The 21,738-nt window shown below is 59.3% G+C and carries 21 protein-coding genes; 3 read left to right on the forward strand and 18 right to left on the reverse strand.

Translation table 11 applies throughout. The annotated features are described in order from the left end of the window. Nucleotides 1-3: 3 nt before the first annotated feature. From AC1DVE_RS08050 to AC1DVE_RS08060, 3 genes are all read right to left on the reverse strand, one after another. Nucleotides 4-504 carry a CinA family protein gene (locus tag AC1DVE_RS08050; RefSeq protein WP_223458875.1) on the reverse strand — a complete coding sequence of 167 codons (501 nt, stop codon included), beginning with the start codon at nucleotides 502-504 and terminating at the stop codon, nucleotides 4-6. A gap of 118 nt (nucleotides 505-622) precedes the next feature. Beyond that, nucleotides 623-964 (reverse strand): phage holin family protein, encoded by a 342-nt coding sequence (locus AC1DVE_RS08055; RefSeq protein WP_223458874.1) that lies wholly within the window; start codon nucleotides 962-964, stop codon nucleotides 623-625. A 173-nt stretch (nucleotides 965-1,137) separates the two neighbouring features. After that, entirely contained in the window at nucleotides 1,138-1,872 is a 735-nt protein-coding gene (locus tag AC1DVE_RS08060) for an XRE family transcriptional regulator (RefSeq protein ID WP_150757397.1), read from the reverse strand. A gap of 208 nt (nucleotides 1,873-2,080) precedes the next feature. Between AC1DVE_RS08060 and mutS the strand changes: the two genes are divergently transcribed. Then, nucleotides 2,081-4,660, forward strand: a complete 2,580-nt coding sequence (mutS, locus tag AC1DVE_RS08065; RefSeq protein ID WP_223458872.1) for a DNA mismatch repair protein MutS — start codon at nucleotides 2,081-2,083, stop codon at nucleotides 4,658-4,660. A 142-nt stretch (nucleotides 4,661-4,802) separates the two neighbouring features. Continuing rightward, complete coding sequence (gene fdxA, locus AC1DVE_RS08070) at nucleotides 4,803-5,126, forward strand: ferredoxin FdxA (protein ID WP_007990223.1); 324 nt, start codon at nucleotides 4,803-4,805, stop codon at nucleotides 5,124-5,126. A gap of 471 nt (nucleotides 5,127-5,597) precedes the next feature. Here the strand turns inward: fdxA and rpoS are convergent, their stop codons facing one another. The 8 genes from rpoS to AC1DVE_RS08110 all read right to left on the reverse strand — a co-directional run bounded on the left by rpoS (nucleotide 5,598) and on the right by AC1DVE_RS08110 (nucleotide 12,813). Continuing rightward, complete coding sequence (gene rpoS, locus AC1DVE_RS08075; protein WP_007990225.1) at nucleotides 5,598-6,605, reverse strand: RNA polymerase sigma factor RpoS; 1,008 nt, start codon at nucleotides 6,603-6,605, stop codon at nucleotides 5,598-5,600. A gap of 105 nt (nucleotides 6,606-6,710) precedes the next feature. Continuing rightward, nucleotides 6,711-7,568 (reverse strand): peptidoglycan DD-metalloendopeptidase family protein, encoded by an 858-nt coding sequence (locus AC1DVE_RS08080; RefSeq protein ID WP_223458870.1) that lies wholly within the window; start codon nucleotides 7,566-7,568, stop codon nucleotides 6,711-6,713. Between the two features lie 212 nt (nucleotides 7,569-7,780). Further along, nucleotides 7,781-8,416, reverse strand: a complete 636-nt coding sequence (locus AC1DVE_RS08085) for a protein-L-isoaspartate(D-aspartate) O-methyltransferase (RefSeq protein ID WP_172435346.1) — start codon at nucleotides 8,414-8,416, stop codon at nucleotides 7,781-7,783. Between the two features lie 41 nt (nucleotides 8,417-8,457). Beyond that, entirely contained in the window at nucleotides 8,458-9,207 is a 750-nt protein-coding gene (gene surE, locus AC1DVE_RS08090; protein ID WP_150727669.1) for a 5'/3'-nucleotidase SurE, read from the reverse strand. Beyond that, complete coding sequence (truD, locus tag AC1DVE_RS08095) at nucleotides 9,195-10,253, reverse strand: tRNA pseudouridine(13) synthase TruD (RefSeq protein ID WP_223458869.1); 1,059 nt, start codon at nucleotides 10,251-10,253, stop codon at nucleotides 9,195-9,197. Before truD ends, surE begins: the two co-directional genes overlap by 13 nt. After that, complete coding sequence (gene ispF, locus AC1DVE_RS08100) at nucleotides 10,250-10,723, reverse strand: 2-C-methyl-D-erythritol 2,4-cyclodiphosphate synthase (RefSeq protein ID WP_223458867.1); 474 nt, start codon at nucleotides 10,721-10,723, stop codon at nucleotides 10,250-10,252. The genes truD and ispF overlap by 4 nt, the downstream gene beginning before the upstream one ends. 43 nt (nucleotides 10,724-10,766) lie before the next feature. Beyond that, entirely contained in the window at nucleotides 10,767-11,612 is an 846-nt protein-coding gene (gene fghA / locus AC1DVE_RS08105) for an S-formylglutathione hydrolase (RefSeq protein ID WP_223458865.1), read from the reverse strand. A gap of 88 nt (nucleotides 11,613-11,700) precedes the next feature. Further along, nucleotides 11,701-12,813 (reverse strand): S-(hydroxymethyl)glutathione dehydrogenase/class III alcohol dehydrogenase, encoded by a 1,113-nt coding sequence (locus tag AC1DVE_RS08110; protein WP_008054058.1) that lies wholly within the window; start codon nucleotides 12,811-12,813, stop codon nucleotides 11,701-11,703. A 107-nt stretch (nucleotides 12,814-12,920) separates the two neighbouring features. Between AC1DVE_RS08110 and AC1DVE_RS08115 the strand changes: the two genes are divergently transcribed. Continuing rightward, the gene (locus AC1DVE_RS08115) at nucleotides 12,921-13,817 is read left to right on the forward strand and encodes a LysR family transcriptional regulator (RefSeq protein WP_223532515.1); all 897 of its coding nucleotides are present in this window, start codon (nucleotides 12,921-12,923) and stop codon (nucleotides 13,815-13,817) included. A 6-nt stretch (nucleotides 13,818-13,823) separates the two neighbouring features. Here the strand turns inward: AC1DVE_RS08115 and ispD are convergent, their stop codons facing one another. The 7 genes from ispD to AC1DVE_RS08150 all read right to left on the reverse strand — a co-directional run bounded on the left by ispD (nucleotide 13,824) and on the right by AC1DVE_RS08150 (nucleotide 21,606). After that, nucleotides 13,824-14,531, reverse strand: a complete 708-nt coding sequence (ispD, locus tag AC1DVE_RS08120) for a 2-C-methyl-D-erythritol 4-phosphate cytidylyltransferase (RefSeq protein ID WP_223458861.1) — start codon at nucleotides 14,529-14,531, stop codon at nucleotides 13,824-13,826. Continuing rightward, nucleotides 14,528-14,806 carry a cell division protein FtsB gene (gene ftsB, locus AC1DVE_RS08125; RefSeq protein ID WP_007996937.1) on the reverse strand — a complete coding sequence of 93 codons (279 nt, stop codon included), beginning with the start codon at nucleotides 14,804-14,806 and terminating at the stop codon, nucleotides 14,528-14,530. Before ftsB ends, ispD begins: the two co-directional genes overlap by 4 nt. Nucleotides 14,807-14,976: 170 nt before the next feature. Further along, on the reverse strand, nucleotides 14,977-16,266 hold the full coding sequence (eno, locus tag AC1DVE_RS08130) for a phosphopyruvate hydratase (protein ID WP_223458859.1): 1,290 nt from the start codon (nucleotides 16,264-16,266) through the stop codon (nucleotides 14,977-14,979). Between the two features lie 156 nt (nucleotides 16,267-16,422). Further along, nucleotides 16,423-17,268 carry a 3-deoxy-8-phosphooctulonate synthase gene (kdsA, locus tag AC1DVE_RS08135; protein WP_007949350.1) on the reverse strand — a complete coding sequence of 282 codons (846 nt, stop codon included), beginning with the start codon at nucleotides 17,266-17,268 and terminating at the stop codon, nucleotides 16,423-16,425. A gap of 5 nt (nucleotides 17,269-17,273) precedes the next feature. After that, the gene (locus tag AC1DVE_RS08140) at nucleotides 17,274-18,905 is read right to left on the reverse strand and encodes a CTP synthase (protein WP_223458857.1); all 1,632 of its coding nucleotides are present in this window, start codon (nucleotides 18,903-18,905) and stop codon (nucleotides 17,274-17,276) included. Nucleotides 18,906-19,179: 274 nt separating this feature from the next. Continuing rightward, on the reverse strand, nucleotides 19,180-20,508 hold the full coding sequence (gene tilS / locus AC1DVE_RS08145) for a tRNA lysidine(34) synthetase TilS (protein WP_223458855.1): 1,329 nt from the start codon (nucleotides 20,506-20,508) through the stop codon (nucleotides 19,180-19,182). A 150-nt stretch (nucleotides 20,509-20,658) separates the two neighbouring features. Continuing rightward, nucleotides 20,659-21,606: an acetyl-CoA carboxylase carboxyltransferase subunit alpha gene (locus AC1DVE_RS08150; RefSeq protein WP_223458853.1), complete on the reverse strand. Its 948-nt coding sequence runs from the start codon at nucleotides 21,604-21,606 to the stop codon at nucleotides 20,659-20,661. Nucleotides 21,607-21,738: the final 132 nt, after the last annotated feature.

Raw genomic sequence — 21,738 nt, forward strand, 5'->3', positions numbered from 1 at the left:
CGCCTACCCCCGATTTGAGATTTCTGCCGCGGCATACCGCAGCAGCCCCTCTAGCGCGGCCTTCACCGTTTGTCGGCGGACGTCGTCGCGATTACCCGGGAAGTGCTGCCTCTCACAGAACACCTGGTCTCCAACGCCCCAGGCCAGCCACACCGTGCCAACCGGCTTGTTCGCCGTTCCACCATCCGGACCGGCGATACCACTGACCGCCACGGAGAAATACGCGCTATTTTTCTTCTGTGCCCCCCGGACCATGGCCTCGGCCACCTCGCGGCTGACCGCGCCCACGGTGGTGAACAACTCCACCGGGACATCCAGTTGCAGGGTTTTCTGCCGGTTGGAGTAGGTGACATAACCGGCCTCGAACCAGGCCGAACTCCCGGGGATACGGGTGATTGCCTCGGCGATGCCACCGCCGGTGCAGGACTCCGCCGTGGTGACGTGGGCATTGAGAACCTGCAGGCGTCTGCCGAGTTCGGCGGCGAGCTGGGTGATTTCGTTCACGGTCATCTCCTGATCGGGCGGGATGAGGTTAACCGTACACGAGCAGACCGCACTTGCAAGCGACGGGACCGATCAAAATGTAAAGAACCAGAGGCTCTGGAAAAGGCCTGTCGGGGAATCAATCTTCGACGTCACCGGACGGGGCATGACCGCCCCCCATACGTTTGGCCACCCAACGCTCATACAACCCTAGAACTACTTCTGTCCCGGCCATCGCCGCTAAACAACCACCCGCACAAGCAGCCCAAATGGAAACATTGGCGGCGTGCAGCAGCATGATGACCGAGGTGCCGCAGATCATGCTGGAGCCAGACCGCAGGCTCAGGCGCCGGACAAGGGGCCAGCCACGAACGCCCTCTTTATCGGCACGCCACATTTCACCGGTAACGCCACCGAGTACTGGCAGGCTGATGACCAGCCACAGAGGCATGTCCAGCAACGCATATTGCTCAGCGGTCATTTCATGCCTCCTTGAGTGAACGGTCACACCGCGTTCTTGAATAGATAGGCAACAAGACTATGCACTAACGCATACTCAGTCAATGCACGAACGCATACACAAAGAATATCCAATGCTTTCAGCGCGCGAAAAAAACCCGCTCGGGAAGCGGGTTCTATCTGAACGGACGGGTGTTAGCGAGCGTACATGCCCCACCAGAAGACATGACCGAGGATAACAATCGGCTCCTCCTGGATTTCCTGAAAGGTGTAATCTTCGTCCGGATGCTCGTCTCGGTTAAAGCTGCGCAGGCGAATCCCGGTCGGCAGGCGATACAGCTGCTTCACCCGCAATTGGCCGTTGTGATTGATTGCATAAAGGTCGCCGTCAACGATATCGCCAATACCGCACTTGCCGGCATTGACCCCGACCGTAGCGCCGTCGCGCAGTACCGGCAACATGCTGTTGCCCCGCACTGTCACGCATTTGGCCTGGTCGAACTGCACGCCGTTATGGCGCAGGCTTCGTTTGCCGAAGCGCAGGCTAGAGCGCTCGCTTTCTTCGATGACGAATCTTCCTGATCCCGCGGCCAATTCAACCTCGCGAAGAAAGGGAACCGACACCTCGTCGTCATCGACAGGGGTATCGTCGTCCCACAGACTTATATCCTTGAGTTCCGAATGCACTGGAGCGCGCCCGGCATTTGCAGCAGACGCGACGTCCGCGCGGCCACGCAACTGGTCGGTGCTCACGGAAAAATAGTCGGCAATTTTCGAAATGTGCCTATCCGAAGGATCGACGATTTTCCCGCTGAGAATGCGCGAGAGCGTGGATTGAGGCACGCCGGTTCGACGGTGAAGCTCCGTGGGGGAGATCCCGTGCTGATCGAGCAATGCTCTTAATACGGTAGATACGTTGCGTTTTTGCATAACGCGCATAGTGCTTGCTCTTCTCGAAGAAGACAATGCCGATTTGCATAACCCATGCATATCCAGATTTCAAATGCTGAAAGCTGTCACCCGACCGCGATGCCTGCGTCGGGTAGACCGCCCATGGTAACCTTGCGCCCATCGCGGAAAAGCCCGGCCGTTGCCCTGCTTTTGCCCCACCTCTTTCAACGAGCTTCCTGACAATCCGATGAATAAAGCCGTCTCCGACCTGTCCTCCCACACCCCGATGATGCAGCAGTACTGGCGCCTGAAAAACCAGCACCCGGACCAGCTGATGTTCTACCGCATGGGCGACTTCTACGAGATCTTCTATGAAGACGCGAAGAAGGCCGCCAAGTTGCTGGATATCACCCTGACCGCCCGTGGGCAGTCGGCCGGGCAGGCGATTCCGATGTGCGGGATTCCTTACCACGCCGCCGAGGGTTACCTGGCAAAACTGGTGAAGCTTGGCGAATCGGTGGTGATCTGCGAGCAGGTTGGCGACCCGGCCACCAGCAAAGGGCCGGTGGAGCGGCAGGTGGTGCGCATCATCACGCCGGGGACGGTGAGTGACGAGGCGCTGCTCGACGAGCGTCGGGACAACCTGATCGCCGCCGTCCTGGGTGATGAGCGCCTTTTCGGCCTGGCGGTGCTGGACATCACCAGTGGCAACTTCAGCGTGCTGGAAATCAAGGGTTGGGAAAATCTGCTGGCGGAACTGGAGCGGGTCAACCCGGTGGAACTGCTGATTCCGGATGACTGGCCCAAGGATTTGCCGGCGGAAAAACGCCGTGGTGTGCGTCGCCGTGCGCCGTGGGATTTCGAGCGCGATTCGGCGCTCAAAAGCCTTTGCCAGCAATTCTCGACCCAGGATCTCAAAGGCTTTGGCTGCGAAAACCTGACCCTGGCCATCGGCGCCGCCGGTTGCCTGCTGGCCTACGCCAAAGAAACCCAGCGCACCGCCCTGCCTCATTTGCGCAGCCTGCGTCATGAGCGCCTGGACGACACCGTGGTGCTCGATGGCGCCAGCCGTCGTAACCTGGAGCTCGACACCAACCTGGCCGGCGGCCGCGACAACACCCTGCAATCGGTGGTGGACCGCTGCCAGACCGCCATGGGCAGCCGCCTGCTGACCCGCTGGCTGAATCGCCCGTTACGCGATTTGACGGTGCTGCTGGCGCGTCAGACTTCGATCACCTGCCTGCTCGACGGTTACCGCTTCGAAAGGCTGCAACCGCAGCTCAAGGAAATCGGTGACATCGAGCGGATTCTTGCGCGGATCGGCCTGCGCAATGCCCGCCCCCGCGACCTCGCCCGTTTGCGTGACGCCCTCGGCGCACTGCCCGAACTACAAGTGGCAATGACGGAGCTCGAAGCTCCGCACCTCCAGCAACTCGCCACCATCACCAGCACCTACCCGGAACTGGCGGCACTCCTGGAAAAAGCCATCATCGACAACCCGCCCGCAGTCATTCGTGACGGCGGCGTGCTGAAAACCGGCTACGACAGCGAACTCGACGAACTGCAGTCGCTGAGCGAAAACGCCGGGCAATTCCTGATCGACCTCGAGGCACGGGAAAAGGCCCGCACCGGCCTGTCGCACCTGAAGGTCGGTTACAACCGCATCCACGGTTACTTCATCGAGCTGCCAAGCAAGCAGGCGGAATCGGCACCGGCCGACTATATTCGCCGCCAGACGCTCAAAGGCGCCGAGCGTTTCATTACGCCGGAACTCAAGGCGTTCGAAGACAAGGCACTGTCAGCCAAGAGCCGCGCCCTGGCCCGCGAGAAGATGCTGTACGAAGCGCTGCTCGAAGACCTGATCGCCCAGTTGCCACCACTGCAGGACACCGCCGGCGCCCTGGCCGAACTGGACGTTTTGAGCAACCTGGCCGAACGTGCACTGAACCTCGACCTGAACTGCCCGCGCTTCGTCAGTGAACCGTGCATGCGCATCAGCCAGGGTCGTCACCCGGTGGTCGAGCAAGTGCTGACCACGCCGTTCGTGGCCAACGACCTGAGCCTGGACGACAACACCCGCATGCTGGTGATCACCGGTCCGAACATGGGCGGTAAATCCACCTACATGCGTCAGACCGCCTTGATCGTGCTCCTGGCGCACATCGGCAGCTTCGTGCCGGCAGCCAGTTGCGAACTGTCGCTGGTCGACCGCATCTTCACCCGGATCGGCTCCAGCGATGACCTGGCCGGCGGGCGTTCGACCTTCATGGTGGAAATGAGCGAAACCGCGAACATCCTGCACAACGCCACCGAGCGCAGCCTGGTGCTGATGGACGAAGTCGGGCGCGGCACCAGCACCTTCGACGGTCTGTCCCTGGCATGGGCGGCAGCCGAGCGCCTGGCGCATCTGCGTGCCTACACGCTGTTCGCCACCCACTACTTTGAACTGACCGTCCTGCCGGAAGCCCAGCCGCTGGTGGCCAACGTGCACCTCAATGCCACCGAGCACAACGAACGCATCGTGTTCCTGCACCACGTGCTGCCCGGGCCGGCCAGTCAGAGTTATGGCCTGGCCGTTGCGCAGCTGGCAGGCGTACCGAGCGAGGTCATCACCCGTGCTCGCGAGCATTTGAGCCGCCTGGAAGACACCGCCCTGCCCCATGAAACACCGGCACCTGCCAAAGGCAAACCGGCCGCACCGCAGCAAAGCGACCTGTTTGCCAGCCTGCCGCATCCAGTGCTGGATGACCTGGCCAAGCTCGACCTGGACAACATGACGCCACGTCGTGCTCTCGAAATGCTCTATACACTAAAGACACGGATCTAACGCAGCGGCTTGCAAGCTGTTAGAATCTCGCGCGGTTTGGGATGCTGCTGGCTAATAGCCTGGCCAGCAGACTATCGCTCCCGAACCTGGCGACCCCTACGAGAAGGGGCGCAGCAAGCCGCGCCTGAGGAGAAAATTAGAAATGACCTTCGTCGTCACCGACAACTGCATCAAGTGCAAGTACACCGACTGCGTAGAAGTCTGTCCGGTGGACTGCTTTTACGAAGGCCCGAATTTCCTGGTGATTCACCCGGATGAGTGCATCGATTGCGCGCTGTGCGAACCTGAATGCCCTGCCGTGGCTATCTTCTCCGAAGATGAGGTTCCGGCCGGCATGGAGAACTTCATCGAGCTGAACGCAGAGTTGGCCGATATCTGGCCGAACATCACCGAACGCAAGGATCCGCTGCCAGATTCTGCCGAGTGGGATGGCAAGAAAGACAAGATCGAACACCTCGAACGCTGATTACCCCCGCGTTTCCGAAAAAGGCCCCACAAGGGCCTTTTTGCTTTTCTGCAGGCAAAAAAAGGGGCGGTTTGACCCGCCCACATTTTTTCCCTATTCCCTGTGTTCCTTTTCATCGTCCTGATGAATCGCGTCCTGCGATATCCATTTCCCTCATCCTTGAAGGACGTGTCTGTCCATCGACACAACCTGAATACTAGACCTTTCCCCGCCTGGATCAATCGCCCTTTGGCGCGAAATCCAGCTGTCACACGTCATTAATAATAAAAAATAGTTATATAAATCAAAAAGATATAGGCAATCAGCGTTCTGCATGGACGACTGCCAGAGTGTAAAAATAACGAACACTTACGCAAGAGTAAGCCAAGGCTTACAGCACGAAACCAAAATCCCGAGGGGATTCGGTCTCCTGGCCAGACAATAAAAAACCCCGATCCAGTCGGGGTTTTTCATGCCATCGCAGTGAGCGCCTTATTGGAACAGCGACTCGCTCGACAGACCATTTTTTTCCAGGATCTCGCGCAGCCGCTTCAAGCCTTCCACCTGAATCTGCCTGACTCGTTCCCGGGTCAGGCCGATTTCCAGGCCTACGTCCTCAAGGGTGCTGCTTTCATGACCGCGCAGGCCGAAGCGGCGTACAACCACTTCGCGCTGCTTGTCGGTCAGTTCCGAGAGCCATTGATCGATGCTCTGGGACAGGTCGTCGTCCTGCAACAGTTCGCATGGATCGGTTGGACGGTCGTCAGTCAGGGTATCGAGCAGGGTTTTATCCGAATCCGGACCCAGCGAGACGTCGACCGAAGAAACCCGTTCGTTAAGGCCGAGCATACGCTTGACCTCTCCCACCGGTTTTTCCAGCAGGTTGGCGATTTCTTCGGGTGAGGGTTCATGGTCGAGTTTTTGCGTCAGCTCCCGCGCAGCCCGCAGGTACACATTCAGCTCTTTGACCACATGGATCGGCAGCCGGATGGTCCGGGTCTGATTCATGATTGCACGTTCGATGGTCTGGCGAATCCACCAGGTCGCGTAGGTCGAGAAGCGGAAACCGCGTTCCGGATCGAACTTCTCCACCGCCCGGATCAAGCCGAGGTTGCCCTCTTCGATCAGGTCCAGCAGCGACAGCCCACGATTGACATAGCGTCGGGCGATTTTCACCACCAGCCGCAGGTTACTTTCAATCATGCGTTTGCGCCCGGCCGGATCGCCACTTTGCGACAGGCGCGCAAAATGAACTTCTTCTTCGGGTGATAGCAGGGGAGAGAAACCAATTTCATTGAGATACAGCTGCGTGGCATCAAGTGCCCGCGTGTAGTCAATGTACTTGTGTTGTTTCAACGATGCGGAGTGTTTGGATTTGGCACGAACGGAAGGTGGAGCCGCCCCTTCATCATTCGACATCGAATCCGTATCGATGCTGCTCTCCATCAGGAGAACCTCATCGTCGATGTCAAACTCCGGCACTTCTTTACTGAGAGCCATTGTTATAGTCCTTTGGTGAGTTCGACCTCAAGCTCAAGCGGCGCCTTCATCCCTGGCAACGCTGGAGCCTGCCCCCTCTACGCGACGGAACAGGCTGGTAAGCGATCAACGACGTGGCAGGAATTGCAGCGGATCTACAGGTTTACCCTGGCGGCGAATCTCAAAATGCAGTTTCACCCGGTCTGTACCCGTTGACCCCATTTCGGCAATTGTCTGTCCGACCTTGACCTGCTGCCCCTCCCGAACCAACAGCCTGCGGTTATGTCCGTAGGCACTGACGTAAGTTTCGCTGTGTTTGATGATCACTAATTCGCCGTAGCCCCTTAAGCCACTCCCGGCATACACCACCGTCCCATCAGACGCAGCTAAAACAGGCTGTCCCAAATCTCCGGCGATATCAATTCCTTTATTCAAACTACCGTTTGAAGAGAATTTCCCGATCAGAATGCCATTAGATGGCCACCCCCAGCCCGTCGGAGCTGGCCCGGGAGGGGGCAACGGAGCGGGTGCTGGCTTGTTGGCGACGGACGGTAAAACCGTCGTTGTACTGGTGGTCGCACCGTTTACCGGACGACGGATGACCGTGGTTTTACTCGACGACGAAGGTGTTGAACTGGACGAACTGACCACCGCCGTCGACGTTGAATCGGTACGACCATCAAAGCGAATCGTCTGACCCGGATGGATGGTGTAAGGCGGAGCAATGTTGTTACGCGCAGCCAGGGCCTTGTAGTCCCAGCCGTAACGGAAGGCGATGGAGAACAGGGTGTCCTTGGGCCGAACGACGTATTGTCCGGTGGTCACGGCTGGACGCTGGGCCGCAGCATTGTTGCGGTCCAGGACACGAACATCGCTGGATTTGTTGCTGGAACAACCGACCAGCAAGGTGCTCAAGACAAGGCCAGTCACCAGGCGCTGAAAGCTCGTTTTACTCATACGCTGCGCAATGACTGTGAGACTCACCCGCCGCTCCCTCTGTGGTGGCTGAAAATGTGAAATACCGGAGTCCGGCAATAAAGTGTCGCAAGTATAACGGGCGGTGCACGCTTTACCTTTAATGTGGCGAATCGGTGTCGCGCACACGTTTGCTGCCTGACGATGAATCCCGTTCAACCGAGCGATGCCGCTGTAAGACAAAGGCAATCGAGGAGAATTCAGCGTGCCGTAACAAATGCTCAGGCCAGCGGCCCATTGAGCAATGGCACGAAGCGCACAGCCCCCAGAACATGCCTGGAAAAACCTTGTTCCTCGCGGATGATCAGCATCAATTGCTGGACTTCGCCGGCCCCGACCGGGATCACCATCCGACCTCCCGGTGCCAACTGGTCAAGCAGTGCCTGGGGCACATCGGTCGCCACTGCAGTGACGATAATCCCGTTGTACGGCGCCAGTGCCGGCCAGCCCTCCCAGCCATCGCCCCAGCGGAACACCACGTTGCGCAGGTTCAGTTCGACCAGGCGTTCCTTTGCCCGATCCTGCAGAACCTTGATGCGCTCGACCGAGAACACACGCTCGACCAGTTGCGACAGCACCGCCGTCTGATAACCCGACCCGGTGCCGATCTCCAGCACCTTGTCGAGGGGACCGGCCTCCAGCAGCAGCTCGCTCATGCGCGCCACCATATAAGGCTGGGAGATGGTCTGGTTGTTACCAATCGGCAGCGCGGTGTCTTCATAGGCACGGTGTGCCAGCGCTTCGTCGACGAACAGGTGGCGCGGGGTCCGGCGAATGACCTCCAGCACCCTGGCGTTGGAGATACCTTCTTCGTACAGGCGCTGGATCAGCCGCTCCCGGGTTCGCTGGGAGGTCATGCCGATGCCGCGACGCAGCATATCGTCTTGTTCGCGACCCATCAGCGCAGTCCCTCCAGCCAGCCATCCAGACTTCTGAAGGCATCATTGAAGGTACGATCCAGTTGCAGCGGCGTGATCGAAACATAACCCTGCATCACTGCATGGAAATCGGTACCCGGGCCACCGTCTTCGGCATCCCCGGCCGCCGCGATCCAGTAACCGGACTTGCCCCGCGGATCCACCACTTTCATCGGTGCCGCGGCTCGGGCGCGATGGCCCAGGCGGGTCAACTGGATACCGCGGATGCGGTCCAGCGGCAAATTGGGAATATTCACGTTCAGTACCGTACGCGGTGGCAGATCCAGGTCAGCATGGGCTTCGACCAGTTTGCGCGCGAAATAGGCAGCTGTGGGAAGGTTATCTACTTGTCGTGAGACCAGCGAAAAGGCAAACGAAGGGTGTTTCAGGAAACGCCCCTCAAGGGCCGCCGCCACCGTGCCGGAATACAGGACATCGTCCCCCAGGTTCGCGCCCAGGTTGATCCCGGAAACCACCATGTCCGCTTCCCGTTCCAGCAGGCCGTTGAGGCCCAGGTGCACACAATCGGTTGGCGTGCCGTTGAGGCTGATAAAGCCGTTGGCCAGGGTTTGCGGGTGCAACGGACGGTCGAGCGTCAGCGAACTGCTGGCGCCGCTTTTGTCCTGGTCCGGGGCGATAACCACGCATTCGGTGTAATCCGCCAGCGCAGCATAAAGCGCGGCGAGACCGGGTGCGGTTACTCCATCGTCGTTAGAAATCAGAATACGCATGGGCTGTCCGTCTGCCCCACCGGCACCAGATCAACAAGCTCACGCACCAATACGGTGGCGAAGCATCCGGCCGGCAGGATGAATTCCAGTTGCAGAATGTCAGGCTCGGGATAATGCCACGTCAACCCGCCAATGGGCAGCCGCAGGATGCGACGTTCGTGGCTCATACCGGCGTTGATCAACCAGTCACGCAAATCCGCTTCGCGTGCGGCGATGGCCTGCTCCAGTTCATGGACAACGCCCGTGGCCGGCGAGTCACCTTCGCCCCACTGCGGACCGGTCGGGTGCAGATCGAGAATCGCCAGACGCGGGTCGCTGCACTCGGCTTCGCCTGCCGGGAAAAAGCTGCGGCTGTCAGTGAACGCCAGCAGATCGCCCACCTGGGCACGCTGCCAGGTGCCATCGGCGACACGCGCGGCCAGCACCTGATTGAACAGAAAGCTGCGCGCCGTGGAAAGCAGGCGCGAGCGCACATTGCGCTGCTCCGGCAAGGCCTTGCGCGCGGCCCAGGCGCGAGCATCGACGACGTTGCCGCCGTCATGGCCGAAGCGCTGGGCGCCGAAATAATTGGGGATGCCTTGCTTGGCGATCAGTTGCAGACGCTCTTCAAGCGCAGGCTTGTCGCCGGTAAATTGCGTCAGGCGCAACGTAAAACCGTTGGCCGAGTGCGCACCGCGTTGCAGTTTGCGCTTGTGGCGGGCGGTCTTGAGGATCTTCAGCGTATCATTTTGCGCGGCCGACAGATCAGGGTCGGCCTTGCCCGGCAGTTGCACGCTGAACCACTGGCGAGTCAACGCCTGACGGTCCTTGAGCCCGGCATAACTGACGGTGCGCAATGGCACGCCGGCAGCCTTGGCAATCCGTCGCGCCGCTTCTTCGGTATTCAGGCCGCGCTTTTCCACCCAGATCCACAGGTGTTCACCTTCGCCACTGAGGGGAATGTCGAGGACTTCGTCGACCTGGAAATCTTCCGCGATCGCTTTCAGGACCGCCGTGCCGAGGGCCTCACCGTAAGCCCGCGGGCCGAGCAACTGCAGTTCGTTCATGCGCGCAGCAACAAGGCAACGGAGTGCACGGCAATGCCTTCTTCGCGACCGACAAAGCCGAGCTTTTCGGTGGTGGTAGCTTTCACGTTCACTTGATCCAACTCTACTTGAAGATCCGCGGCAATCAGCGCGCGCATCGGTTCGATATGCGGGGCCATTTTCGGCGCCTGGGCGACGATGGTGTTATCGACGTTGCCAACTTTCCAGCCTTTGGCATGGACCAGTGCAACGACGTGACGCAACAGCGCACGGCTGTCGGCGCCCTTGAATTGCGGGTCGGTATCCGGGAAATGCTTGCCGATGTCTCCCAGCGCCGCGGCGCCGAGCAAGGCATCGCTCAAGGCGTGCAAGAGGACGTCACCGTCAGAGTGAGCGAGCAGCCCGAAGCTGTGTGCAATGCGCACGCCGCCCAGAGTGATGAAATCGCCTTCAGCGAAACGGTGCACATCATAGCCGTGGCCAATACGCATAAAAAAACGCCCCGATTTTTGTCAGGGCGTGATTCTACCTGCATTAGCCAACCAGAGCATGCGCGTGATGTCGCAAGTGGTCGTCAATGAAACTGGCGATGAAGAAATAGCTGTGATCGTAGCCCGGTTGCAGGCGCAACGTCAGCGGGTGACCAGCCAGTTTGGCCGCCTGCTGCAAGGCTTCCGGCTTGAGCTGGGTGGCAAGGAAATCGTCGCGATCACCCTGGTCGACCAGCAGCGGCAGCTTTTCATCGGCCTCGGCAATCAATGCGCTGGCATCCCATTCGCGCCATTTCGAACGATCCTCTCCCAGATAGCGGGAAAAGGCTTTCTGCCCCCACGGGCAATCCATCGGATTATTGATTGGCGAGAACGCCGATACCGACAGATAGCGTCCCGGATTGCGCAATGCGCAAACCAGCGCGCCGTGGCCACCCATGGAGTGACCACTGATGCCGCGCTTGTCCGACGCAGGGAAATGGGCTTCGACCAAAGTCGGCAATTCCTGCACGACATAGTCATGCATCCGATAGTGGCGCGACCAAGGTTCCTGGGTGGCATTCAAATAAAACCCGGCGCCGAGGCCGAAGTCCCAGGCGCCCTCCGGATCGCCCGGAACTTCAGGACCGCGAGGGCTGGTGTCCGGTGCGACGATAATCAGCCCCAACTCGGCGGCCATGCGCATGGCGCCGGCCTTTTGCATGAAGTTCTCGTCAGTGCAGGTCAGGCCGGACAACCAGTACAACACCGGCAGCTTGCCGCCCTGCTCCGCTTGCGGCGGCAGGTAGACGGCGAACACCATGTCGCAACCGAGCACGTCGGAGCGATGGCGATAGCGTTTGTGCCAACCGCCAAAACTTTTCTGGCAGGAGATGTTTTCCAAACTCATTGCAAACTCCTCACTGAAAACCAAAACCTCAAGCGCCAGGCCAACTCAATCAGCTTGCCGCTTGAAGCTTGTGGCTTGCAGCTGCTTCTCAGAAATGGATGACGGAGCGGATGCTTTTTCCTTCATGCATCAGGTCAAACGCCTTGTTGATATCTTCCAGGCCCATGGTGTGGGTGATGAAGGTATCCAGCGGAATCTCTCCGGTCTCAGCCATTTCCACATAGCTAGGCAATTCGGTACGGCCGCGCACGCCGCCGAACGCCGAACCGCGCCAGACGCGGCCGGTGACCAACTGGAACGGACGGGTCGAGATTTCCTGACCGGCACCGGCAACACCGATGATGACCGACTCGCCCCAGCCCTTGTGGCAGCACTCCAGCGCAGCGCGCATCAGTTGCACGTTGCCGATGCACTCAAAGGAAAAGTCCACGCCGCCATCGGTCATGTCGACGATGACTTCCTGGATCGGACGATCGAAGTCTTTCGGGTTCACGCAGTCGGTTGCGCCCAGCTGTTTGGCGATTTCGAATTTCGCCGGGTTGATGTCGATGGCGATAATGCGGGCAGCCTTGGCTTTGACAGCGCCAATCACCGCCGAAAGACCAATGCCGCCGAGGCCGAAAATGGCCACGGTATCACCTGGTTTCACCTTGGCGGTGTTGAGCACTGCACCGATGCCGGTGGTGACGCCGCAGCCCAGCAGGCAGACTTTTTCCAGTGGTGCTTCTTTAGCGATCTTGGCCACGGAGATTTCCGGCAGCACGGTGTACTCCGAAAAAGTGGAAGTACCCATGTAGTGGAAAATCGGCTGGCCCTTGTAGGAAAACCGCGAAGTGCCGTCCGGCATCAAGCCTTTGCCCTGGGTCGCACGAATCGCCTGGCAGAGGTTGGTTTTACCCGACAGGCAGAATTTGCACTGCCGGCATTCCGGGGTGTACAGCGGGATCACATGATCGCCGACTGCAACGGAGGTCACGCCTTCGCCAATGGCCTCGACAATCGCACCACCTTCATGGCCGAGGATCGACGGGAAGATGCCTTCCGGATCGGCGCCAGACAGTGTGTAGGCATCGGTATGGCAAACACCGGAGGCCACCACGCGCAGCAAGACTTCGCCGGCCTTGGGCATGGCGACATCGACTTCAACGATTTCGAGGGGCTTTTTGGCCTCGAAGGCAACGGCGGCGCGCGACTTGATCATGATGACTCTCCAGTGAATTAAAACGAGACAGTGAGTGTAATACATGGCTCAACGATGAATAATCGATGCAAATGCAAAATATTATTGCCGCACAGGGATAATCATTGATGTCCGAAAATCGCTGGGAAGGGATCGACGAGTTTGTCGCCGTTGCCGAATGCAGCCAGTTCACCGCTGCTGCGCAACGCCTGGGGGTTTCTTCCTCCCATATCAGTCGACAAATCGTACGCCTCGAAGAACGCCTGCAAACTCGCCTGCTCTACCGCAGTACCCGCCGGGTCACGCTGACCGAGGCCGGGCAAACCTTCCTGCAACATTGCCAGCGTTTGCAGGATGGCCGCGAAGAGGCGTTGCGCGCGGTGGGCGACCTGACCAGCGAACCCAAGGGCATGCTGCGCATGACCTGCGCCGTGGCTTACGGCGAGCGCTTCATCGTGCCGCTGGTGACCCGCTTCATGGGGCTGTATCCGCAACTGCGGATCGACATCGAACTGAGCAATCGCCAGCTTGACCTGGTGCACGAAGGCCTCGACCTGGCGATTCGCCTCGGGCGTTTGCAGGATTCACGGCTGGTCGCCACCCGCCTCGCGCCACGGCGTATGTTTCTCTGTGCATCGCCCTCCTACCTTGAACGCTACGGCCGCCCGCACAGCCTGTCGGAGCTGAGCCGCCACAACTGCCTCATCGGCAGTTCGGACCTCTGGCAACTGGAACAAAATGGGAGGGAGTTTTCGCAAAGGGTGCAGGGAAACTGGCGCTGCAACAGTGGGCAAGCCGTACTGGATGCCGCGCTACAAGGCGTGGGGTTGTGTCAGTTGCCGGACTATTACGTGCTGGAGCATTTGAACAGCGGCGCGTTGATTTCGTTGCTGGAAGCACATCAACCACCGAATACCGCCGTTTGGGCGCTGTATCCGCAGCAGCGGCATCTGTCGCCGAAGGTGCGCAAGTTGGTGGATTTTTTGAAGGAGGGGTTGGCTAAACGGCCGGAGTACAGGATTTAAGATCTTTTAGTGACGATTGGCCCAACGCTGCCTCAACCATTCAAGATCTTCGGGACGCGTAACCTTGAGGTTGTCGGACCGCCCTTCGATCAGGCGTGGCGCCGAACCGGCCCACTCCATCGCCGAAGCTTCGTCGGTAATAACGGCATCGGCCACCAGACTGTCAGCCAGTGCGCGATGCAACGCCCCAAGGCGGAACATCTGCGGCGTGTAGGCCTGCCAGATCACGCTGCGATCCACGGTTTCGACCACACGACCGTGCTTGTCGACCCGCTTGAGCGTATCCCGTGCCGGAACCGCCAGCAGCCCGCCGACAGGATCATCAGCCAGTTCAGCCAGCAGCTTGTCCAGATCGTCACGACTGAGGTTCGGCCGTGCGGCATCGTGAACCAGTACCCAATCCTCATCACCGGCGCCCTGCGCATGCAAGTGCAGCAACGCATTGAGCACCGACCCGGAACGTTCGGCGCCGCCCTCGACCCGGGCAATACGCGGATCACTGGCACATGCCAGGTTCGGCCAATAAGGGTCGTCAACAGCAACACTGACCACCAGGCCTTTCAGGCATGGATGATCAAGGAAACAGCCAAGGCTGTGTTCGAGAATAGTGCGCCCGCCCAGTTGCAGGTATTGCTTGGGACGGTCCGCGGCCATACGGGCACCGACGCCCGCGGCAGGAATCACGGCCCAGAAGGCCGGTAACGTCTGGTTCATTGCGCCAGCTGGTAAAGGGTTTCACCGTCCTTGACCATGCCCAACTCATGACGAGCCCGTTCTTCAACGGTCTCCATGCCCTTTTTCAACTCACTGACTTCGGCGTCCATCACCCGGTTGCGCTCCAGCAACGCCTGGTTCTCAGCTTGCTGATCGGCAATCTGCTGAGTCAACTCGGCCACTTGCGCCAGGCTGCCATTACCCACCCACAGGCGGTACTGCAGGCCAGCCAGCAGCAGGAGCAAGACGAGGAACAACCAATTGGGACTGCGCATCGAATATCAGGTATCCAGTGAAAAAAGACAGCCATGCCAAAACGTGAAGCTTCTGATAGCACGAAGCCTGGAAGAACCAGGCTTGTGCATATAAGGCATCAGATTAGTGGCAAAAACGTCGCCGTAGCGATTTTTCCGACACAATCCGCTGACTATTTACCATTTAACAATCAGCCGCGGAACTCGCTGCGACCGTTGTACTTGGCTTTGCCGTTCAACTGCTCTTCGATACGCAGCAGTTGGTTGTACTTGGAAACGCGGTCGGAACGGCACAGGGAGCCGGTCTTGATCTGGCCAGCCGAGGTGCCCACGGCCAGGTCGGCAATGGTCGAATCTTCGGTTTCGCCGGAGCGGTGCGAGATCACGGCAGTGTAACCGGCAGCCTTGGCCATCTGGATGGCTTCCAGGGTTTCGGTCAGGGTGCCGATCTGGTTGAACTTGATCAGGATCGAGTTGGCGATCTTCTTGTCGATGCCTTCTTTCAGGATCTTGGTGTTGGTGACGAACAGGTCGTCGCCTACCAGCTGGGTCTTCTCGCCGATCTTGTCGGTGAGGATTTTCCAGCCAGCCCAGTCGGACTCGTCCAGGCCATCTTCGATGGAGATGATCGGATAACGCTCGGTCAGACCTTTCAGGTAATCAGCGAAACCTTCGGCGCTGAACACCTGGCCTTCGCCGGACAGGTTGTACTTGCCGTCTTCGTAGAATTCGCTGGCTGCGCAGTCCAGGGCCAGGGTCACGTCGGTGCCCAGCTTGTAACCGGCGTTGGCCACGGCTTCGGAGATCACTTTCAAAGCATCTTCGTTGGAAGCCAGGTTCGGCGCGAAACCACCTTCGTCACCGACGGCAGTGCTCAGGCCACGGGCTTTCAGCACAGCTTTGAGGTGGTGGAAAATCTCGGTGCCCATGCGCAGGCCTTCCGAGAAAGACTTGGCGCCAACCGGCTGAACCATGAATTCCTGGATGTCGACGTTGTTATCGGCGTGCTCGCCGCCGTTGATGATGTTCATCATCGGAACCGGCATCGAGTAGACACCCGGGGTGCCGTTCAGGTTGGCGATGTGAGCGTACAGCGGCAGGTCCTGGTCCTGCGCTGCTGCCTTGGCTGCGGCCAGGGAAACGGCGAGGATCGCGTTGGCGCCCAGGGAACCTTTGTTTTCAGTACCGTCGAGCTTGATCATTGCCAGATCGAGCGCTTTCTGGTCGCTTGGGTCCATGCCTTTCAACAGGTCACGGATCGGACCGTTGATGTTGCCTACGGCCTTCAGAACGCCCTTGCCCAGGTAACGGCTCTTGTCGCCATCACGCAGCTCGAGCGCTTCACGCGAGCCAGTGGAAGCACCGGACGGCGCGCAGGCACTGCCGATGATGCCGTTGTCGAGAAGCACGTCCGCTTCCACGGTGGGATTGCCACGGGAGTCGAGAACTTCACGACCTTTGATGTCGACGATTTTAGCCATTGTTGTAAACACTCCAAAGTTGACGAAAACGACGCAGCTGTAGGAAATCTTTGATCGTCGGCAAGTGAGGTGCAGCGGGCAGTCTTGCAGACGACAAGGCTCAGGCCCGAGGGCCTGAGCGTTAAATCGTGCGGTACTTTACCGGAGAATTGAGGATTACGCGGTTTCTACCGTCGGAAAACTCTTCACCAGTTCGTCCAAAGCCTTGAGCTGGGCCAGGAATGGCTCCAGTTTGTCCAGGCGCAAGGCGCAAGGACCGTCGCATTTGGCGTTGTCCGGATCCGGGTGGGCTTCCAGGAACAGGCCGGCCAGGGACTGGCTCATGCCGGCCTTCGCCAGGTCGGTGACCTGGGCGCGACGACCGCCGGCGGAATCGGAGCGACCACCAGGCATTTGCAGCGCGTGGGTCACGTCGAAGAACACCGGATATTCGAACTGCTTCATGATGCCGAAGCCGAGCATGTCGACGACCAGGTTGTTGTAGCCGAAGCTCGAACCACGCTCGCAGAGGATCAACTGATCGTTACCCGCTTCCACGCATTTGCTCAGGATGTGTTTCATTTCATGAGGTGCGAGGAACTGGGCTTTCTTGATGTTGATCACTGCACCGGTCTTGGCCATCGCGACCACGAGGTCGGTCTGGCGCGACAGGAAGGCCGGCAACTGGATGATGTCGCAGACTTCAGCGACAACCGCGGCCTGATCAGGCTCGTGGACGTCGGTGATGATCGGCACGCCAAAGGCTTGCTTGATGTCCTGGAAGATACGCATGCCTTCTTCCAGGCCAGGACCACGATAGGAGGTCACAGAAGACCGGTTGGCCTTGTCGAAACTGGCCTTGAACACGTAAGGGATACCGAGCTTTTCGGTGACCTTCACATACTCTTCGCAAACCTGCATGGCCATGTCACGACTTTCCAGCACGTTCATGCCGCCGAACAGCACCATGGGTTTGTCGTTGGCAATCTCGATGTCGCCGACGCGGATGATCTTCTGTGCCATCGGGGTTACGCCTTCTTCTGGTGTTGAACCAACGCTGCCTTGACGAAACCGCTGAACAGCGGATGACCGTCACGCGGCGTCGAGGTGAACTCAGGGTGGAACTGGCAAGCGACGAACCATGGGTGATCCGGAGCTTCAACCACTTCAACCAGTGCGCCATCACCGGAACGACCGGAGATTTTCAAACCGGCTTCCATGATTTGCGGCAGCAGGTTGTTGTTCACTTCATAGCGATGACGATGACGCTCGACAATCACGTCCTTGCCGTAGCAACCGTGGACCAGGGAACCCGGCTCCAGCAGGCAATCCTGCGCGCCCAGGCGCATGGTGCCGCCCAGATCGGAGGTTTCGGTACGGGTTTCGACAGCGCCGGTGGCATCTTCCCACTCGGTGATCAGGCCCACAACCGGGTGACCGCTTGCACGATCGAACTCGGTGGAGTTGGCGTCTTTCCAGCCCATCACGTTACGTGCGAACTCGATAACGGCCACTTGCATGCCCAGGCAGATACCCAGGTACGGAACCTTGTTTTCGCGAGCGTATTGAACGGCAGTGATCTTGCCTTCAACGCCACGCAGACCGAAGCCGCCAGGCACCAGGATCGCGTCGACGCCTTCCAGCAGCGCGGTGCCCTGGTTCTCGATGTCTTCGGAATCGATGTAGCGCAGGTTGACCTTGGTACGGTTGCTGATGCCGGCGTGACTCATCGCTTCGATCAACGACTTGTAGGCGTCCAGCAACTCCATGTACTTGCCGACCATGGCGATGGTGACTTCGTGCTCAGGGTTGAGCTTGGCGTCGACCACGGCTTCCCACTCGGACAGATCGGCACCGCCGCATTGCAGGCCGAAACGCTCGACGACGAAATCGTCCAGGCCCTGGGAGTGCAGGATGCCCGGGATCTTGTAGATGGTATCGGCGTCTTCCAGGCCGATCACCGCACGCTCTTCAACGTTGGTGAACTGCGCGATCTTGCGACGCGAGGAAATATCGATCGGGTGATCGGAGCGGCAGACCAGCACGTCTGGTTGCAGGCCGATGGAACGCAGTTCCTTCACCGAGTGCTGGGTTGGCTTGGTCTTGGTTTCGCCGGCAGTGGCGATGTACGGCACCAGTGTCAGGTGCATCAGCATCGCGCGCTTGGCGCCGACTTCGAAACGCAGTTGGCGGATGGCTTCGAGGAACGGTTGCGACTCGATGTCACCCACAGTGCCACCGATCTCGACCATTGCCACGTCAGCGTCGCCGGCACCCTTGATGATGCGGCGCTTGATTTCGTCGGTGATGTGCGGGATCACCTGGATGGTTGCACCCAGGTAGTCACCACGGCGCTCCTTGCGCAGGACGTGTTCGTAGACACGGCCGGTGGTGAAGTTGTTGTTCTGGGTCATGGTCGTGCGGATGAACCGCTCGTAGTGGCCCAGGTCCAGGTCAGTCTCGGCGCCGTCGTGGGTGACGAACACTTCACCGTGCTGGAACGGGCTCATGGTGCCCGGGTCGACGTTGATGTACGGGTCCAGCTTCAGCATGGTGACCTTAAGTCCCCGCGCCTCCAGGATGGCCGCCAATGATGCCGATGCAATGCCTTTCCCCAATGAAGAAACAACACCGCCCGTGACGAATATGTAGCGCGTCATGAAAAACCCTAGAAGTCTGCGTTAAAGCGGTCCGAGCCGCCGGGGAAAGCGAAGGAAGGCCGAAGCCCCCGATCACCTGCATTAATCACAGTGCACCTTTCGAAAAAACCGCCGCGTTGGGACAGACCGGAAAATGAAACACCGGTTCGTTGCTCGCTACACATTTTTTGGAATCGCCCAGCAAAGACTGCTTGGTAATCGGCAACTCCTGCAATTCAGGCGAATCCACAGAAGTTGTATCAAGAAGGGAGCGTAGTCTACCGGAAAGCCCCTTTCAGCTCAAACCTTGATCTTCGTTCAGTGGCTGCCAATGCAAATGCCAGTCGCCGAGCGCACCACCATCGAGCCCCTTAAGGTTCGCTACCGCCAGCAGTTGCCCGTCTTTGTAGAGCAGCGGCAATCTGCCGCGTACGAAGGACGGTACAGCACTTTCATTGAGCAAACGTTTCAGGTCCCGATGGCCGCGGCCTGGCAAAGCCATGACCTCTCCCCCTTCACGATAGCGGATATGCAGCGGGCCATCGGGGATTTGCCCGGTGAGCGAAAGCACACCGTTGCCCGGGATAGCCAGTGGTGACGCCGGATCCAGCCACACCCCGGCGCCGGGCAAAGGGCGCAGCCAGCGGCCGGACAGCCACCAGATCCGACCGCCCGCCCGATGCAGTTCGCCATCGGCCAGCCGCCACACCGGGCAGGCATCGCCGGTGGCGTCGCGCAAATCCTCCCAACCCGACCAATGGTCAGTGTCCGGCAGGCGGGTCAGCGGTTCGAGCCAATGACTCAAGGCATTGCGCTGCCGGGCATCAGACAGTCGCGCAAGGGGCGCCAGTTCAAGGGATCGCAAGCCCAACCAGGCAAACTCACTGGCAGAGCTGGCCTCACGCAAATCCATGTCCGCCAGTTCTTCGAGCAGCCCCTGCGCTTCAGTCAAATGCGCCGCGCTACGGACCATGGTCGCCACCGCTTGTGGCCAGCGCTGGATCAGCACGGGCAAGACTTGATGCCTAAGGTAATTGCGCGAGTACTGCCGATCCTGGTTCGAGGGATCTTCGATCCAGCTCAACCCATGTGCACTGGCATAAGCCTCCAGTTCAGCCCGCGTGACATCAAGTAATGGTCGCAGCAAGTGCCCCTTGCCCAACGGGCGCTGACGCGGCATCCCGGACAATCCGCGCACGCCCGCTCCGCGTAACAAGCGAAACAACAGGGTTTCCGCCTGATCGTCGCGGTGCTGGGCCGTCAGCAGCACTTCGTTGGCCTGAACGGCTTCAGTGAAGGCCTGATACCGCGCATCCCGGGCTGCACGTTCAAGGCTGGCACCCGGTTGCACCTGCACGCGAACCACTTGCAGCGGCACGCCCAGCGCAGTGCACACAGCACGACAATATTCCGGCCACGCATCGGCCACAGCTTGAAGACCGTGATGAACATGGATGGCGCTCAGCGCCGGCAGGGATTCGGTTTTGGAGAGTGTTGCCAGAAGGTGCAGCAGAACAGTGGAGTCCAGGCCGCCGGAGAAGGCGATGCGCCAAGCGGAAGCATTGCGCCACAAGGCAAGATTCAACAAGACTCTGGCGGGCAGATCAATATTGGACCGACTCATATCCATCACCCTGCACAAATCAAATGTGGGAGCGACGGTTCGGCGTTCCGACCTGCTCGCGAAGACGGTTCAACATTCAACACATTCGTTGGCTGTCATACCGCTTTCGCGAGCAGGCTCGCTCCCACACATGGGTACAGCGAGATCTGATTACAGACCGTAGCTCATCAGACGCTCATAACGACGGGTCAGCAGCGCATCGTTATCGAACTTCTTCAGCATCGCCAGTTGCGAGCTGAGCTCGGCTCGGATCGATGCAGCGGCAGCGGCCGGGTTACGGTGCGCGCCACCCAATGGCTCACCAATCACCTTGTCCACGATGCCCAGGCCCTTGAGGCGCTCGGCGGTGATGCCCATCGCTTCTGCGGCATCCGGTGCTTTCTCGGCGGTTTTCCACAGAATCGAAGCGCAACCTTCCGGCGAAATCACCGCGTAGGTGGAGTATTGCAGCATGTTCAACTGATCGCAGACACCGATAGCCAGTGCACCACCGGAACCACCCTCACCGATCACGGTGGCGATGATTGGGGTTTTCAGGCGGGCCATGACACGCAGGTTCCAGGCAATCGCTTCACTCTGGTTGCGCTCTTCAGCGTCGATGCCAGGGTAAGCGCCCGGGGTGTCGATGAAGGTCAGGATCGGCATTTTGAAACGTTCGGCCATTTCCATCAGGCGGCAAGCCTTGCGGTAGCCTTCCGGACGCGGCATGCCGAAGTTGCGGCGAACCTTCTCGCGCACTTCACGGCCTTTCTGGTGACCGATGATCATCACCGGCTGGTCATCCAGACGGGCAATACCGCCAACGATCGCAGCGTCGTCGGAGAAGTGACGGTCACCGTGCAGTTCGTCGAACTCGGTGAAGATGTGTTCGATGTAGTCCAGGGTATACGGACGTTTCGGGTGACGCGCCAGACGTGCGATCTGCCAGCTGGTCAGCTTGCCGAAGATGTCTTCGGTCAGCGTTTTGCTCTTGTCCTGCAGGCGGGAGATCTCATCGCCGATATTCAGCGAATTGTCATTACCGACCAAGCGCAACTCTTCGATCTTGGCTTGCAGGTCGGCGATCGGCTGTTCGAAATCTAGAAAATTCGGGTTCATAGGCGTCCGTCTTGGGTCGAGTCCCAAGGGATCTTGGGCCGGCCGGTTGTCTATTCGCGCCCTACCTTAAGGGACAGGCGCGTTGAGGTCGAGATTAAAAATTCAGGTTGCGGGCAGGCGTTCTGATATCAC

The organism is Pseudomonas sp. P4_B4, from assembly GCF_056402255.1.